Origin of the sequence: Chryseobacterium carnipullorum (assembly GCF_003815695.1) — a bacterium.
In the GTDB taxonomy this organism is placed as follows: domain Bacteria; phylum Bacteroidota; class Bacteroidia; order Flavobacteriales; family Weeksellaceae; genus Chryseobacterium; species Chryseobacterium carnipullorum.
In genome coordinates this window covers 2,595,557-2,609,526 of the sequence record NZ_CP033920.1, presented here as the reverse complement: position 1 = coordinate 2,609,526, position 13,970 = coordinate 2,595,557, and the positions used below count along the sequence as shown (strand labels likewise).

Here is a 13,970-nt window from a genome sequence, read left to right as displayed (position 1 = left end):
ATGAACAATATTTTTTTAATCACAAAAAGGGAATTTCTTACTCAGGTTAAGAAAAAATCCTTCATTATATTAACGCTGCTCGCTCCTCTGTTACTTGTTGGATTTGGAGCTGTCATTGGATTGATGTTTAAAGCTAATGAATCACACAGCATCATTGAGGTTGTTGATAAAAGCGGGCTTTTTAAAGACCATCTGAAATCTAATGACAAACTGAACTATGTATTTGTTTCGGCTGCGGATGAGAAATCAAAGATCAATAATCTGAAAGACAATGAGTCACTGGATGGCATTCTGATCCTTCCAGAACTTAAGGATCATGATTACACCGGATTGGAAAACAGCACAAGACTGATTGTCAATGCAAAGATGGGCTTTGATACGAAGCAGAAGATTGTTTCAGATATTACGGAAGTCATCAAGAAAGAAAAAATCAAACAACTTGGAATCCAGGAAGCACAGCTGAACAGTCTTGATAAAAGCTTTACTTTAAAAACGATTAATGTTTCCAATAACAATAAAGAAGATTCGGACCTTGCTTTTGGAGTAAAAAGCGGCTTGAGTATTCTTTTAATGTATGTGACCTTTATGTTCATCATTATTTACGGAGTAAGGGTGATGAGAAGTGTTCTGGAGGAGAAGAATAACCGTGTGGTAGAAATCATTATTTCTTCTGTTAAACCTTTTGAGCTGATGATGGGGAAAATATTAGGGGTAACTCTGGTAGCTTTGACGCAGTTTCTGATCTGGATCTCGATGTCGGTGGTAGGAGCATTGGTTTTAAATACGGGGTTTTCATCTTTTCAGAAGAATATTCCGGGAGGTAATGAAGAACTTGCCAGTAAGCTGGACGTCGCACAGATCGCAACTCAGATCTCGCACAGTTTATTAGAACTGAATTTTCCGTTGATTATCTTTGTTTTCATTGTATTTTTCCTTTTAGGATATATTTTCTACAGTTCAATATATGCAGCCATCGGTTCTGCGGTTGATAATGAAACAGAGACCCAGCAGTTCACTTTATTTGCGATTTTACCGCTTACTCTGGGGATGTACGGGAGTTTTTCATTAATGAACAATCCTGACGGTCCTTTGGGCTTCTGGCTGTCTATTATTCCATTTACATCACCGGTTGCCATGATTGCCAGAATACCTTTCGGTGTTCCTGCGTGGCAGATTGCTCTATCTATTGTACTGCTATTGGCTACTACTATTTTCATGATCTTCTTAGCTGGAAAAATTTACCGTGTAGGCATTCTAATGTATGGTAATAAAGCGACTTTAAAAGAGATCTGGAAGTGGATCAGAGGATAAGTCTAAAAGTTCTTTTGTCTTGAAACAAAATGAACCAAAAGTTCAAGGCTGGAATCTTCCGCTAAAAATTAAAACTTGCTCCTAAAATTCCCAAAACTCGTGCGGATTTACTGGTGCTTCTTCCACTCAATATTCTACCCGCGCTCAAACAGTGGTAATTTTTTAAAGGATCAAGATTTAATTTTTTTTAACGCTACAGCTTCCTAGGACACTATAGATAGATTTACTGACAAATTTTAGTCATATAAAACAAAAATCCCGGAAAATTCAATTTCCGGGATTTTTTATCGTTGAATAACGAGTTATTCTATTTGAAAATATAGCTTAAGCTCAAGCTCATTACCTGCTCAGACTTGCCTTTAGTGGTACCACCTTTTTCTTTAGCAAGATCAGGATAGGTATCTGAAAGACCAAGATCATATTTAAGAGCGAGTTCCAGTTGTCTCTTATAACTATAGCCTACTCCTAATCCAAGGGCGAAATTAAAGCTTGCTGCTTTACCGCTTACTGAAGGATATAAAGGATCGGTAACATCCGGATCATAATAGGGTCTTCCTACCGGTGCGTTTTTAACATTCTGATTCATCAGAAAGTTAAATCTAGGACCGATCATTCCAAAGAATTCTGATTCAGCTTCAGAAAAATATCCTTTAAAATAGACAGGTACGCTCAGATAATTGTTACCATATACAGCATCATAACCATCTTTTCCTTTAGCATCTTTATCTTTTCCGGTTTCTCCTGCACCGTAATACACGACTTCCGGTTGTATATAGAACTGGTTTGCTTTTCCTACCGGGATAAGAGCTAAAGCTCCACCCTGAAAGGCGTATCTGGGACCAGAAGGGTTATGGGCATTTCTTACTCTGGAATAGTTACCTCCTGCCGTGACACCGAATCTTGTATTAGAAAAGTCGATTTGGGCAAACGACAGAGTTGAAAGGGCCAATGCTGAGGTTAATAAAAGTTTTTTCATATGTTTTGTTTTTGTATAGCTATTATCCTAGAACTTTTGCAACAGTAACACCGATATCAGCTGGAGAATCTACAACGTTGATTCCGTTTTCTCTCATGATCTCCATTTTTGCCTGAGCTGTATCTTCATCACCTCCTACGATAGCCCCTGCGTGTCCCATTGTTCTACCTTTAGGAGCAGTTTGTCCAGCAATAAATCCTACGACTGGCTTAGTAGATCCACTAGCTTTGTACCATCTTGCCGCTTCAGCTTCCAGTCCACCACCAATTTCACCAATCATTACTACCGCTTCAGTTTCAGGGTCATTGATAAATAATTCAAGAGCTTCTCTTGTAGTTGTTCCAATGATTGGGTCACCACCGATACCGATTGCTGTAGAAACACCGTAACCGGCTTTTACTACCTGATCAGCAGCTTCGTAAGTAAGAGTACCTGATTTTGAAACGATACCTACTTTACCTTTTTTGAAAACGAATCCTGGCATAATACCAATTTTAGCTTCTTCAGAAGTAATGATTCCCGGACAGTTTGGACCGATTAGTCTGCAGTCTCTGTCAGCGATGTAAGATTTTACTTTCACCATATCCGCTACAGGAATACCTTCAGTAATACATACAATCACTTTGATCCCAGCTTCAGCAGCTTCCATGATCGCATCTGCAGCAAATGCAGGTGGTACGAAAATGATACTTACGTTTGCTCCAGCTTTTTCAACAGCGTCAGCTACTGTATTAAATACAGGCTTTCCTAAGTGCTCAGTTCCTCCTTTTCCTGGAGTTACCCCTCCTACTACGTTGGTTCCGTATTCAATCATCTGACCAGCGTGGAAAGTACCTTCGTTCCCTGTAAATCCTTGTACAATTACTTTAGAATCTTTGTTTACTAAAATTGACATTTTATTGATGTTTTAATTTATTTAAATATTTTATTAATGCTCACAAATTTACTTATTTTTCTTTGATTTTGGACAAAACCAAGAGAATAGTTTATTTGAGATTTCTCAGCTTTACTTCTTTTTTCAGATAGCCTTTAAAATCCTCTGCAAACATACCGATATAGGTCCCTTTTTTAAGATCTCTGTTCACTCCGGTTTTACCAAGAAGAACAGATCCACCCTCAATTGTATTACCGGAAGCGATGCCGACTTGTCCCCAAAGAGTCACTTCGTCACCGATGATACAGCAGCCAGCAATTCCTACCTGAGAGGCAATTAAACATTTTTTTCCGATCACCGTATCGTGTCCGATCTGAATCTGATTATCTAAAACCGACCCTTCTCCAATGACGGTAGAATCTGTAACCCCTCTATCGATGGTACAGTTATTTCCGATCTCTACATTGTTTTCAACAACCACATTTCCCACAGAAATCAGACGGTCAAAATTTCCGTTCAGTTTTCTGTAATAGAAAGCATCACCTCCCAAAACAGTTCCTGACTGAATGATGACATTATCGCCGATTTCGGTTCTGTCGCCGATCACCACATTAGGAAAGATAAGGCTGTTTTTTCCAATCTTCACATTATTTCCAATGACTGCAGAAGAGTGGATCTTGGTCCCTTCTCCTATTTCAACATCATGGAGTTCTTCCGTGAAATTATATATTCTCGTAAAGTGAGTATTGATCTTATTGAAGTCTCTGAAAGGATCATCAGAAACCAAAAGAGCTTTTCCTTCCGGACAATCTACCTTTTTGTCGATCAAAATAATGGTAGCGGCAGAATTCAGTGCTTTATCGTAATACTTCGGATGGTTGACAAAAACAATATCACCTGGTTTTACCATGTGAATCTCATTGGTTCCCAATACTTCAAAGTCTTCCGGACCAACAAATTCCGAGCTTATTAGATCGGCAATCGATTTGAGCTTTTGCGGAGAATGGAATCTCATAACAATGGATTTTTCTTATAAAAACAAAATTCGGACTGCTAATGCAAACCGAATTTATGTAAATTTTAATTATTATTTTACTCTTTCCAAGTAGCTACCGTCTTCAGTATTTACTTTGATCTTATCTCCCGGCTCGATGAACAAAGGAACATTTACTCTTGCTCCTGTTTCAACGATGGCATTTTTAAGAGCATTCGTTGCTGTATTTCCTTTGATACCCGGATCAGCTTCAATTACTTCAAGATATACAGACTGAGGAAGTTCAGCAGAAAGTGGAGTTTCGTCAACTTCTTTCAGAATGATCGTTACTTCTTCACCAGCTTTCATAAACTGAGCGTTTTCGATCATTTCTTTATCTAAGTATAGCTGAGAGAAATCATCATTATTCATGAAGTGGAACCCATTCTCATCATCATAAAGATACTGGAATTTTCTGGTGATTACTTTTACTTCATCAATTTTGTGTCCAGCAGAGAAGGTATTATCAAGTACTTTTCCGTTGGTTACTGATTTTAGTTTTGTTCTTACGAAAGCTGGTCCTTTCCCAGGCTTTACGTGCATAAATTCAACTACTTTGAAAATATCATTGCTAAATTCGATGCAAAGTCCTTTTCTTATATCGTTACTTGTTGCCATTAATTTATGTTATCTTTTTATTTTTAGTTTTTATGAGGGCGTATTTAATTTGCCTCTTTTTTTAATTGCTTTCCTTACTGGTTCCGTATCCTTTTACAATACCTCTCGGAGAGTTTTGGATAAACTGAAGGATTTCGTCTCTTTCAGCCGTTGGAAGCATCTCTTTTTCAATAAATGCCAAGGCCTGTGAAACGTTCATCTTCATCTGGAAAATAGCTCTGTATATTTTTTGAATTTCAAAGATTTTCTCGTTGGAGTATCCTCTTCTTCGTAATCCTACGGAATTGATCCCCGCATAAGAAATCGGGTCTCTAGCTACTTTTACGTAAGGTGGAATATCTTTTCTGATCAGAGATCCTCCGGAGATCATGGTATGCTTTCCGATTTTGCCAAACTGCTGTACTGCGGATAATCCTCCCATTACGGTAAAATCACCTATTTCTACATGTCCTGCAATACCACATCCGTTAGCAATGATGACATTATCTCCAATGATACAGTCATGTGCAATGTGAGAAGTTGCCATAATAAGGCAATTGCTGCCGACTCTGGTAAATCCTAACGCTTTGGTTCCTCTGTTGACCGTGACACATTCTCTCAAAGTGGTATTATCACCAATAATAGTTTGTGTGTCTTCCCCGTCAAATTTCAGATCCTGAGGGATGGCAGAGATTACGGTTCCCGGAAAAATTTTACAATCTTTTCCTATTCTTGCTCCATCCATGATGGTAACATTCGGTCCGATCCAGGTTCCTTCTCCTATTTCCACGTCCCCTGCAATTGTAGTAAAAGGTTCTACAATAACATTTTTGCTGATTTTTGCGCGTTTATCTACGGCGGCTAATTGATGAATCATTTAATCAACTTTATTTTTTGCAACTTGAGCCATTAACTCTGCTTCTACCACCACGGTACCTCCTACATATCCATAACCCTGCATATGTACAATCCCTCTTCTGATTGGTTCTATCAATTCAATTTTGAAAATAATAGTATCTCCCGGAACTACTTTTTTCTTGAATTTCACTTTATCTATTTTGATAAAATACGTAGAATAGTTTTCCGGATCCGGAACACTTGCCAATACAAGAATTCCTCCCGTCTGTGCCAAAGCTTCTACCTGAAGTACTCCAGGCATTACTGGCTCCTTAGGGAAATGTCCTACAAAGAAAGGCTCATTCATCGTTACATTTTTCAAACCTACCACATGAGAATCTGAAAGTTCAAGAATTTTGTCAATCAATAGGAACGGTGGTCTATGAGGCATAAGACGCATGATCCCGTTGATATCAAAAACAGGTTCTTTGGTAAGGTCAAAATCTGGCACGTTTTTCTTTTTCTGAAGTTTCCACTGGCGGTTCAGTTTTTTCGCAAACTGGGTATTTACATAATGCCCTGGCTTGTTTGCAATGACTTTACCTTTTATTTTTACACCAGCCAAAGCCAGATCCCCCACTACATCAAGTAGTTTATGTCTTGCAGCTTCGTTTGGATAGTTTAAGGTAAGATTGTCAAGAATACCGTTCGGTCTGATAGAAACATTATCTTTTCCGAAGGCTTTCTTTAATTTCTCAGTGGTTTCCGGAGTAAGATCCTTATCCACATATACGATTGCATTAGAGATATCTCCTCCTCTGATCAATCCGTGATCCAACAACATTTCAAGCTCATGTAAAAAGCTGAATGTTCTTGCAGAAGAAATTTCGTCCTTGAATTCTGAAATATTTTTAAGAGTGGCATTTTGGGTGCCTAAAACTTTGGTTCCAAAGTCTACCATCGTAGTCACTTCGTAAGTATCGGAAGGAATAATGGTAATCTCTGATCCTGATGCAGGATCTGAATAGCTCAACACTTCTTTGATCACCAAATATTCTCTGGCTATATTCTGCTCTACGATCCCTACACTTTCAATAGCCTCAACAAAGAATTTTGATGATCCATCTAAAATTGGAGGTTCTGAAGCATCCATTTCAAGAACAGCATTATCTACATCACAGCCTACTAATGCAGCCAACAGGTGCTCACAGGTAGTAATTTTAACGCCCAGTTTCTCTAATGTTGTTCCTCTTTCTGTTGCTACTACATAATTAACATCAGCTTCTACCTGAGGACTTCCCTCTAGATCTGTTCTTACGAACACAAAACCTGTATTTTCTTTAGCAGGTTTAATGGTAAGTTTTACTTCTTTACCTGTATGAAGGCCAATTCCGGAAAGCGTTACTTCTTTCTGGAGTGTTTTTTGCATATCACTCATTAGTTTTATCTTTTGAGGTATCCTCAAGATTATTTATTCTTCGTACGATTTCAGTAAAGTTTCTGAAATGTACATAGTTTCTAAGATAGTCGTTATAATTTATTGCCGGAGATCCGTAAAGTGTATCTCTGTCACTTACGTTTGAATTCACACCGCTCTGCGCCTGAATTTTAACCTGGTTACCAATTTTGATATGGCCTACCACGCCAACCTGACCTCCGATCTGATTCCAGTCTCCAATAGTAGTAGATCCTGCAATTCCGGCCTGAGCAGCAATAACGTTGTTTTGCCCTATTTTTACATTATGGGCAATCTGGATCAGATTATCGATCTTCGTTCCTTTTCCGATGATGGTAGAGCCAATTGTGGCTCTGTCAATGCTGCAATTTGAGCCGATTTCTACGTCGTCTTCGATAATCACGTTACCAAGCTGAGGAATTTTTTTGAACCCTTCTGCGGTATGCTGAAAACCAAATCCGTCGCCTCCCACCACCGTATTGGAGTGGATCACACAGTTGTCACCAATAATGCAGTAATCATAAATCCTTGCGCCACTGTCTATTTTACAGTTTTTACCAATTTTTACTCCTTTACCGATATACACATGTGGATAAATCTGTGATCCTTCTCCAATCTTAGCCTTCTCCGAAACATAAGTAAATGCCCCTATATAGACTTTTTCTCCGATCACCGCAGTATCATGAATAGAAGAACCGGTCTCGATTCCCTCTTTTCTGCCCTGCATTTCCTGATACAGATTCATTAAGATCTGGAAAGAAAGGTATGCATCCTTTACAACAATTAAGGTAGGATTGTAATTATCTTTATCAATAAGTTTTTCCGAAACAATAATAACGGAGCATTTAGAGGTATCTAAAAAATGAGAAAATCGATCCTGTGCTATAAAAGAAAGATGCCCTGATTCACCATTCTCAATTGGTGAAACCCCTGTAATAACCGTGCTTTCGTCGCCTATTATTTGTCCGTCAATAAAACTTGCAATTTGCGAAGCTGTAAATTCCATATTCTGCAAAGATAAGAAATTCTATAATTCGCAAACATTTTTTGCTTTTCGGAACGTGAATTTTAATATTATTTAAGAAATTATCTGGGAAATATCTCTTGGAAAGGTAAGAATATACCTGGCTGTCTTATGCACCATAAGCCCCGATAAAAGCTGGTCCTGGGACTCTTCAAGCCTGATCTTCTGACCATCTTTCTGAAGAAGATAAATGGGTTGCTTTTCGGTATCGTAAGGCAGTAATTTTCTTTTAATCTCGTGTACAAGCTCCTTTCCATTATCAATTCCGAAAAATTCGTTAGTTTTTTTTATTTTTTCTTCAACAAATTCCGGATCAAAAGGACGCGTTGAAATAACGGTTTTCGGAAGATTTCTCTGAATTACAGATTTGCACCAATAAGAAAGAATAAAGTCTTCTGAATTCTGCCAGGATTTCATCGCATGAATTATATCATTATCATCAAGCTGGTTAAACCGATAAATATCCTCATCGGTGGCTGAACTTTTGGCCCGGTGCAGAAAATACTTCAGATTCTCCCCTGCAGGCAGATCCATCCCCTGGGAAACCAGATATTTAGCTCGTTCGAGAATTTTAACCAAAAGAAATTCCGCCAATGCCGAGGTCTTATGATAATACACCTGCCAGTACATAAACATTCTTGCAGTCAGGAAATTTTCAATAGAATATACTCCTTTCGCATCAATCACAAGTTCGCCTTCACCACAAACATTCATCATCGAAATAATTCTCTGGGTATTAATATTTCCTTCGGAAACACCAGTGAAAAAGCTATCTCTGTTCAGGTAATCAAGCCTGTCCACATCCAGTTGAGATGAAATCAGCTGATTAAAGAACTTCCGGTGGTATTTACCCTGAAACATTTCGATCGCTACTGAGAGCTGGCCATCAAATTCTTCATTTAATTTATTCATCAACAAAAGAGAAAGTTTTTCGTGATGCCAGTCGTCCATGAGCATATTTTCCAGTGCGTGGGAAAACGGCCCGTGCCCGATATCGTGCATCAGAATAGCAAGCATGGCTCCTTTTTCTTCTTCTTCAGTGATCTTAATTCCTTTCTGCCGCAGAGTTTCCAATGCGGTAAACATCAGATGCATTGCTCCCAGTGCGTGGTGAAATCTCGTATGTGTGGCACCAGGAAAGATCAGATTCAGAAGCCCGGTCTGCCCGATTCTTCTGAGCCTTTGAAAATAGGGATGCTCAATAACGTCAAATAAAATTTCGTGTGGGATTCTGATGAAACCATGAACAGGGTCGTTGATGATTTTTAGCTTGTTCTGCATTTGAAAGGTAGATATTGGTAAACAAAGTTAGGGATTTTAAATTTTAGCATTATTTAATTTTCGTTCATAATCCTCTCTAAACTCAATTGAAAGAAGAAAAAACACAGAATTACACCGATTATCTCATTTAATTTGATTATATTCAATTTCACAAACCGCACAGTAATTATTGATCAATACACACCTTAATTACTTCTTGCAACCCATTAAACTATGAGTGACAAAAAATTTAATATCGCTATTCTTATTGATGGTGATAATGCCCAAGCTAAATTATTAAAAGAAACCATTGAAGAGGTTTCAAAATATGGTAAGGCTACAATCAGAAGGATTTATGGAGACTGGACCTCTCAAAGTATGAATTCGTGGAAAGATCTTGTCAATCTTTACTCTATCAATCCCATTCAGAAATTCTCTTATACCAGTGGAAAAAACTCAACGGATGGAGCCATGATTATTGATGCCATGGATATTTTGCACGGAAAAAGTGTTGAAGGTTTCTGTATTGTTTCAAGTGACAGCGATTACACCGGTTTAGCCAAAAGAATCCGTGAGGAAGGACTTTTCGTGATGGGTATAGGAGAGAAAAAAACACCAGAAGCTTTTGTAAAATCCTGCGACATCTTTACTTATACTGAAAACATCACTCCTAAAGTTAAAAAAGAATCAAAAGCTGAAAGCCACAAAATAAAGGAAAATAAAACTGAAGAAACGGTAAAAAAAGAGGCTGTAAGTCCTAAAGTTCATGAGTTTCAAAACTTCTTATCCCGGAAAGATGAAGAAACGATTTCAAAAGCATTTGAAATCTCTGCTAACGAGAACGACATGGCTTTTATCTCAACACTCGGTACCAATATCAGAAAGATCGATCCGAGTTTTGATTCAAGAACCTACGGATATTCTACTTTATCCAAATTATTTGATGATCTGCCATATTTTGAAGTAGTGAGAAATGAGACCAATCATCCGCTGCTGAAAAGAAAATAAGTTCATCAGAATTAAGACAAAATACAAAAGTGCATTTTTCTTAAAAAATAATAGGTATTCATCTTTTATGGTATTTTTTATACCCGTAATCTGAATTAAGCTTTGCGTGATATGGGTTTTACATTTACCTTTGATCGCTTTAATCAACTAGTATCCTTAATGAAAAGTTTATTCATTATCATCCTATCCTTTTTAAGTTTCAACTTTTCCGCTCAGGCTTTATCTGAAACTCAGAAACTCGAATCGCTTTGTAAAGTCTGGGGATTTTTAAAATATTACCATCCTCATGTGGCAAAAGGGGATTTTGACTGGGACAGACAACTTATCCAAAAAATTGACGAGCTTGATCAGATTGATGATAAAGTTCAACTGAATGAATTGTATTCTAAATGGATCAGCAGTCTTGGGAAAGTTGATGATTGTAAGAAATGCTTAATACCAAGCAGAGAGAAAGTCTATTTTTTGAGAAACTTTGATCTCACATGGATCAACGACAGGCGTCTATTCGATGAGAAGGTAAGCCGTGAGCTCCTTTTTATTCAAAACAACAGAAATCTTGGGAGTAATCACTACTTTGGAATTGGCGGAAAAAAGGTTTATTTCAAAAATGAAAATTCTTACGGTTCAAAATTCACATCCAAACAAACGAGTCTTCTGGAGCTTTTCAGATACTGGAATCTGGTAGAGTATTTTTTTCCATACAAATATCAGACTGATCAGAACTGGAATGATGTTTTAAAAGAAATGATCCCGAAATTCACAGAGATTGCCAATGATGAAGATTATCATCTGACTCTTGCGGAGCTGGTGACAAAAGTGGATGACTCCCATGCCTTTTTATATTCTCCTATCATTAATACCTATCAGCATGGAAGAAGAAAAGTTCCGGTGGAATATATTTATGCGGAGGGAAAACTGGTCGTAACTAAAATCATTCATCATAAATTGAATGAAGAAAGGGCCTTAAAGACCGGAGACGTAATTTATGATATCAATGGCAGGACGATTCCTCAAATGGTCAATAGTTTAGGGAAATATATTCCCGCCTCTAATTCATGGGGAAAAATCAACAAGGTAAAAAATCTTTTCCTTTTCAGTAATAATGATTCTATTGCATTAAAAATAGAGCGCGACGGGCAGAACCTGAGTATGACCGTTCCAACTTATCTTCTCAAGGATATCATCCCTGAAAAGCCGTCAGTTCGAAAAAAATGGGAGTTTCTGGATTCTGACCATAAGATAGGTTACGTCAATATGGGCATCATTGAAAGAAGTGATCTGGATGATATGTATAAAGATTTAAAATCGACCACCTCCATTATTTTTGATCTGAGAAATTACCCTAAACTGACTATTTTCCCCCTAAGCAAAATGATTCTTCCTGAAAAATCAATTTATTATCAATTTAATTTCCCGGAGACGGATTATTTGAGTAAATTTTATAGCGCTAAAAATAGTATCGGCAGAAAGAATCCGGATTACTATAAGGGAAATGTAGTAGTTTTGGTGGACGAGAATACGCAAAGTCAGGCAGAAACTACAACAATAATGTTTAAACAGCATCCTAAAGCGAAAGTCATCGGAAGTAATACTTCAGGAGCAAATGGTGATATCATCCGGTTTAAGATTGCAGATCTGGACACTTGCTTTACGGGACTTGGAGCGTACTATCCTGATGGAAGAGAAACGCAAAGGATTGGAATTATCCCTGATATTGTTATAAAGCCTACAGTAAAGGGCGTACAGAAAGGAAAAGACGAAGTTCTGGAAAGAGCTTTAGATTATATAAAGACCGGTTTTTAAAGAAATTAAATATCTGCTGTGATGAAGTGAATTTTCATTTAACTAATATTTAACTTTTATTGTCTCTAATTTGTGAGAATTTAAAAGGAATTGGTCAACATTTTGATGCTATAACCATGTAAAAAAATAAATTATGTCGGAAAAGATATTATGGATAGATGATGAAATAGATTTACTCAAACCCCATATCGTATTTTTAGAAAAAAAAGGTTACCACGTAACCCCTGTCAATAACGTCAACGAGGCTCTGGAACTAATGGATTCGGAGAAATTTGCATTGACGCTTATTGATGAAAATATGCCCGGCATTTCGGGATTGGAAGCCATTCCCATGATCAAAGAGAAAGATAATGCTCTTAAAATTGTTATGGTCACAAAAAGTGAGGAGGAACATATTATGGAAGAAGCGATCGGATCACAGATTGCTGACTACATTCTTAAACCTGTAAATCCTAACCAGATCTTATTGTCATTAAAAAAGAATCTGCAGGAGGACAATCTTGTAGAACAGAAAACAATTCTTCAGTACCAGCAGGAATTCAGAAACCTGTCTATGGAACTTTCCTATATCAGAACCTATCAGGAATGGGCAGAATATTATAAGAAAATTCTGAGCTGGGAAATTAAATTTGATAAAGTAGCGGATAATGAATTTTCGGATCTTTTGCAGTCGCAGAAAGAGGAAGCAAATATTCAGTTTGCGAAGTTCATAGAAAAAAATTACGAAGGCTGGTTGACAGATTCTGAGAAGCCTTTAATGAGCCATACTCTATTTAAAGAAAAAGTAAAACCGGAAGTAGAAAAAGAAAAAGTTCTTCTCCTTATGGTCGATAATCTTCGTTTTGATCAGTGGAAAGTCATAGAACCATTATTCACAAAATATTACAATAAGATTTCAGAGGATTATTACTACAGTATTCTTCCGACGGCTACACAGTATGCAAGAAACTCATTTTTCGCTGGTCTGATGCCATCTGAGATTGAAAAACGTTTCCCTGATAAGTGGTTCAATGATAATGAAGAAGGAAATAAAAATGAATTTGAGCGTGATTTTCTGGAAGATCAGATGAAAAGAATTGGTCTTGGATCTAAATCGATGAAGTATCTTAAGGTATTAAATGCTGATTTTGAAAGAAAAATCTACGATGATTTTAACCAGCATAAAAACAATGATCTTCTGGTAATCGTTTATAACTTCATTGATATCCTTTCGCATGCTAAAACGGATAATCATATTGTAGATCAGCTGATCCGTGATGATAAAACTTTCAGATCCCTTACTCTTAACTGGTTTGAAAATTCATCATTATTGAAAATTATCAAAGCTGCGGCAGAAAGTGGTTATAAACTTGTAATCACTACAGACCATGGAACGGTGTATGTAAAAAAGCCGAGCAAAGTTGTGGGGGATCGCGAGACCTCCACAAACATCCGATATAAAACAGGGAAAAGTTTAACCTACGACAGCGGTGATGTATGGGCTATTACGAATCCCGAGAAACTTTTTCTACCAAAAGGGAATTTAAGCTCGAAGTATATTTTTGCAAAAAACAATATTTTTCTGGCTTATCCTAAAAATTATAATCACTTTGTGAATTATTACAAAGAAACCTACCAGCACGGTGGCATCTCATTGGAGGAATGCATCATTCCTTTCAGTATTTTAGAACCCAAGTAGTTTTTCTCATAGTTTATTTAAATTTTGGGTTCAGGGGCGGCAAAAATCAAATGATTTTTGCCGCTTCTTTTTTCCCGCCTCTTTTAATAATCTCAAAGACTTCATATCTTAGC

The 13,970-nt window shown here is 37.3% G+C and carries 12 protein-coding genes; 4 read left to right on the top strand and 8 right to left on the bottom strand.

The window, feature by feature from the left end; translation table 11 throughout:
• Nucleotides 1-1,311 carry an ABC transporter permease gene (locus tag EG346_RS11925; protein WP_123878850.1) on the top strand — a complete coding sequence of 437 codons (1,311 nt, stop codon included), beginning with the start codon at nucleotides 1-3 and terminating at the stop codon, nucleotides 1,309-1,311.
• A 307-nt stretch (nucleotides 1,312-1,618) separates the two neighbouring features.
• Here the strand turns inward: EG346_RS11925 and EG346_RS11920 are convergent, their stop codons facing one another.
• From EG346_RS11920 to EG346_RS11885, 8 genes are all read right to left on the bottom strand, one after another.
• On the bottom strand, nucleotides 1,619-2,287 hold the full coding sequence (locus EG346_RS11920) for a porin family protein (RefSeq protein WP_123878848.1): 669 nt from the start codon (nucleotides 2,285-2,287) through the stop codon (nucleotides 1,619-1,621).
• Nucleotides 2,288-2,309: 22 nt separating this feature from the next.
• Entirely contained in the window at nucleotides 2,310-3,182 is an 873-nt protein-coding gene (gene sucD / locus EG346_RS11915) for a succinate--CoA ligase subunit alpha (protein ID WP_073336560.1), read from the bottom strand.
• A 91-nt stretch (nucleotides 3,183-3,273) separates the two neighbouring features.
• A complete protein-coding gene (locus tag EG346_RS11910; RefSeq protein ID WP_123878846.1) occupies nucleotides 3,274-4,176 on the bottom strand; it encodes an LpxD N-terminal domain-containing protein in 903 nt (300 codons plus the stop codon).
• A 72-nt stretch (nucleotides 4,177-4,248) separates the two neighbouring features.
• A complete protein-coding gene (gene efp / locus EG346_RS11905; RefSeq protein WP_073336557.1) occupies nucleotides 4,249-4,812 on the bottom strand; it encodes an elongation factor P in 564 nt (187 codons plus the stop codon).
• Nucleotides 4,813-4,873: 61 nt separating this feature from the next.
• Nucleotides 4,874-5,668: an acyl-ACP--UDP-N-acetylglucosamine O-acyltransferase gene (gene lpxA, locus EG346_RS11900; protein WP_073336555.1), complete on the bottom strand. Its 795-nt coding sequence runs from the start codon at nucleotides 5,666-5,668 to the stop codon at nucleotides 4,874-4,876.
• Nucleotides 5,669-7,066, bottom strand: a complete 1,398-nt coding sequence (locus EG346_RS11895) for a bifunctional UDP-3-O-[3-hydroxymyristoyl] N-acetylglucosamine deacetylase/3-hydroxyacyl-ACP dehydratase (RefSeq protein WP_073336553.1) — start codon at nucleotides 7,064-7,066, stop codon at nucleotides 5,669-5,671. It abuts the gene before it with no gap.
• Nucleotides 7,059-8,090, bottom strand: a complete 1,032-nt coding sequence (gene lpxD / locus EG346_RS11890; RefSeq protein WP_073336551.1) for a UDP-3-O-(3-hydroxymyristoyl)glucosamine N-acyltransferase — start codon at nucleotides 8,088-8,090, stop codon at nucleotides 7,059-7,061. The genes EG346_RS11895 and lpxD overlap by 8 nt, the downstream gene beginning before the upstream one ends.
• 72 nt (nucleotides 8,091-8,162) lie before the next feature.
• Nucleotides 8,163-9,389 (bottom strand): HD domain-containing protein, encoded by a 1,227-nt coding sequence (locus tag EG346_RS11885; protein ID WP_123878844.1) that lies wholly within the window; start codon nucleotides 9,387-9,389, stop codon nucleotides 8,163-8,165.
• 213 nt (nucleotides 9,390-9,602) lie between these two features.
• Between EG346_RS11885 and EG346_RS11880 the strand changes: the two genes are divergently transcribed.
• The 3 genes from EG346_RS11880 to porX all read left to right on the top strand — a co-directional run bounded on the left by EG346_RS11880 (nucleotide 9,603) and on the right by porX (nucleotide 13,857).
• A complete protein-coding gene (locus EG346_RS11880; RefSeq protein ID WP_073336547.1) occupies nucleotides 9,603-10,376 on the top strand; it encodes an NYN domain-containing protein in 774 nt (257 codons plus the stop codon).
• Nucleotides 10,377-10,535: 159 nt separating this feature from the next.
• On the top strand, nucleotides 10,536-12,179 hold the full coding sequence (locus EG346_RS11875; RefSeq protein ID WP_164466115.1) for a S41 family peptidase: 1,644 nt from the start codon (nucleotides 10,536-10,538) through the stop codon (nucleotides 12,177-12,179).
• Nucleotides 12,180-12,312: 133 nt separating this feature from the next.
• Nucleotides 12,313-13,857 carry a T9SS response regulator signal transducer PorX gene (gene porX, locus EG346_RS11870; RefSeq protein ID WP_123878840.1) on the top strand — a complete coding sequence of 515 codons (1,545 nt, stop codon included), beginning with the start codon at nucleotides 12,313-12,315 and terminating at the stop codon, nucleotides 13,855-13,857.
• Nucleotides 13,858-13,970 lie beyond the last annotated feature (113 nt).